Origin of the sequence: Microbacterium sp. (genome assembly GCF_036277215.1) — a bacterium.
GTDB lineage: Bacteria > Actinomycetota > Actinomycetes > Actinomycetales > Microbacteriaceae > Microbacterium.
The window spans coordinates 1-2,606 of sequence record NZ_DASUNI010000335.1; the positions used below are offsets into that span (position 1 = coordinate 1).

Consider the following 2,606-nt stretch of genomic DNA (forward strand, 5'->3'; position numbering starts at 1 on the left):
TCGATGCCGAACTCGCGATGCATGCGGCAGCGGCCGGCGCCCTGGCATCCGCGCAGGCCCAGCTCGCCGACGCAGCGAGCCGCCTCGCCGCGGCGCACGACGCCGAGCGCCTCGCCGCCGCACAGCGCGACGCCGAATCCGCACACGCCTCGGCGCTCGTCGACCTCGAACATGCCGCGTCGGCGGTCACCGCCCTGCTCCGCCGTCGCCTGGCCGGGTACGCCGGCGAGCTCGCCGCGGCGCTGATCGATGGTGAGGCATGCGCGGTCTGCGGCTCGACCGAGCACCCGAACCCGGCCGCGGCGACCGCAGAGCCGGTCACCGACTCCGATCTCGCTGCCGCCGAACGGGCGAAGGATGCCGCAGCCACCGTCGAACGCGCGGCAGGCGACACCGCCCGCTCCGCGCGCGTCGCGCATGCCGAGGCGGCGGCACGTGCAGGCGGTGCCGATGCGTCAGCCGCGGCCGATGCGCAGAAGGTCGCGGAGTCGGCCGTTTCCGCCGCGTCGAAGGCCGTCGTGCTGCGGGATCGCCTGACCGCCCAGCGCGAGCAGCTCGTCGAGACGGATGCCGCGGCAGCCGTCGAGCGCGACGGCCTGGCCGCCGACCTGGCATCAGCCCGCGAGTCGCTCGCCGGCCTCGTCGAGCAGACCACCGCCGCACGCCGCGCAGTGGACGCTGCGCGCGGCGACTTCGCCACCGTCGCGGAGCGGATCGCCGACGCCACCCGACGTCGCGCACTCGCCCAGGCGCTCGCCGATGCGCACGCGGACGCCGCCGTGCGCGACGCGGCAGCGCGCGACGCCGCAGCCGACCTCGAGGCGCGGATCGCGGCATCCGTCTTCGCAGACGTGGCCGATGCCATGCAGGCACTGCGCGACGCCGGCCTGCGCACGAGCCTCGACGAGCGCATCCGCGAACACGACGCCGCCCTGCGCGCCGAGCGCGACCGGCTGCGCGACCTCGAGCTCGAGCTCGCCGGCGCTCCTGAGCTGCCCGTCGATCTCGCGGCAACCGCGACGGCGCTCTCCGAGGCCCGCGAGCAGTGGAGCAGCACCGTGGATGCCGCCGCTCACGCCGGTCAGACGCTCACGCGCCTGCGCGACCTGCTCGAGCGCGCTGCCGAAGCGCATGCGGCGATCGCCGACCTCGCCGACGAGCACGACGTCGTCGCCCGCCTCGCGAACACCGTCGCCGGCAAAGCCCCGAACACGCACCGCATGACCCTCGAGTCCTTCGTCCTCGCGGCAGAGCTGGAGGAGATCGTCGAGGCGGCGAACCTCCGGCTGGGCGACATGTCGTCGGGGCGTTACCGGCTGCAGCACACCGATGCCCGTGCGGCGCGAGGCGCGGCATCCGGGCTCGGCCTGGAGATCATGGATGCGCACACAGGGCAGGCCCGGCCGGCGCAGTCGCTGTCGGGCGGTGAGACGTTCCTCGCGTCACTCTCGCTGGCGCTCGGACTCGCCGAGGTCGTCACCGCACGTGCCGGGGGCGTCAAGCTCGACACCCTCTTCATCGACGAGGGATTCGGCTCGCTCGACGATGACACGCTCGACCTGGCGATGCGCACCCTCGACGAGCTGCGGCAGGGCGGCCGCACGGTCGGGCTGATCAGCCACGTCGCGGCGATGAAGGACCAGCTTCCGGCGCAGCTGCTGGTCGAGGCGACGCCCCAGGGGCCGAGCGTCATCCGCCAGGAAGCGGGCTTCCCGTCTGACCAGGGGCCACCACGAGCCAGGCGCGTGTCATCCGCCCGGCGTGACCGGCTTAGGCTGGAAGGGTGAACAAGGGCACAGTCTGGACGATCGTCGGCGTCGTCGTGGCGGTCGTGATCGCGTGGTTCCTCGTGAACATCCTGTTCTCGCTGCTGTGGTTCATCGGCAAGCTTGTCGTGGTCGCCGTCGTCGCGGTCATCGTGTTCTTCGTGCTGCGCATGCTGTTCGCGCGCAGCGACGACACGCAGTCCTGACCACCGAGCGCCGCTAGACGCCGTAATCGGCGCGCATGTACTCGCGAAGCTGCGCGCTGCAGGCGGCCACCGCTGTCCGCCAGTCGGTCAGCGCGTCATCCTGTGCCCGGTCGGACACCGCCTTCAGCACGCGAATGGGAACTCCGAACTGGCCGGCGACCCACACATAGGCGTACGTCTCCATGTCGACCAGGCCCGCGCCCAGCGACCGGATGACGGCGACCGCCTCCGCATCGTCGACGAAGTGATCGCCGGTCGCGATCGTGACGCCTTCGCGGCCCAGCTCGACCCGCACGGGCAATGACACGTGCTGCCCGACGATGCCGTCGATGGAGGTCACATCGTGCTGGATGGCCGCGTCGATCTCATACACGGTCCCGTCGAGGCGCTCGTCGATCGCACCCGCCGTGCCCACGACCACGATCTGCTCGTAGCGAGTGGCATCGAGCGCGCGTGTGAGCGCATACGTGGCCTGAAGTTTCCCCGGGCCGGTCACGAGGCGTTCGAAGCCCGGCAGTTCGGACGGAAAGGCGACGAGTTCGGATTCGAGCGCTGCGACGAGGAGTTTCACCGGTCCATTGTCCCAGCGGCGGACCAGTCACTCGGCCGGTCACTCGCCGAAGAGGTCAGCCAG

Annotated in this window: 3 protein-coding genes; 2 read left to right on the forward strand and 1 reads right to left on the reverse strand. The window is 71.9% G+C overall.

Annotated features, from left to right (window positions below):
- Together VFX99_RS15980 and VFX99_RS15985 are read left to right on the forward strand one after the other, a co-directional pair.
- A partial coding sequence (locus VFX99_RS15980) for an SbcC/MukB-like Walker B domain-containing protein (RefSeq protein ID WP_329667277.1) occupies nt 1-1,787 on the forward strand: 1,787 nt, incomplete at its 5' end.
- Nucleotides 1,784-1,972 carry a hypothetical protein gene (locus VFX99_RS15985; protein ID WP_329667278.1) on the forward strand — a complete coding sequence of 63 codons (189 nt, stop codon included), beginning with the start codon at nt 1,784-1,786 and terminating at the stop codon, nt 1,970-1,972. The genes VFX99_RS15980 and VFX99_RS15985, both read left to right, overlap by 4 nt.
- Before the next feature lie 13 nt (nt 1,973-1,985).
- Here the strand turns inward: VFX99_RS15985 and VFX99_RS15990 are convergent, their stop codons facing one another.
- Nucleotides 1,986-2,543 carry a nucleosidase gene (locus tag VFX99_RS15990; RefSeq protein WP_329667279.1) on the reverse strand — a complete coding sequence of 186 codons (558 nt, stop codon included), beginning with the start codon at nt 2,541-2,543 and terminating at the stop codon, nt 1,986-1,988.
- Nucleotides 2,544-2,606 lie beyond the last annotated feature (63 nt).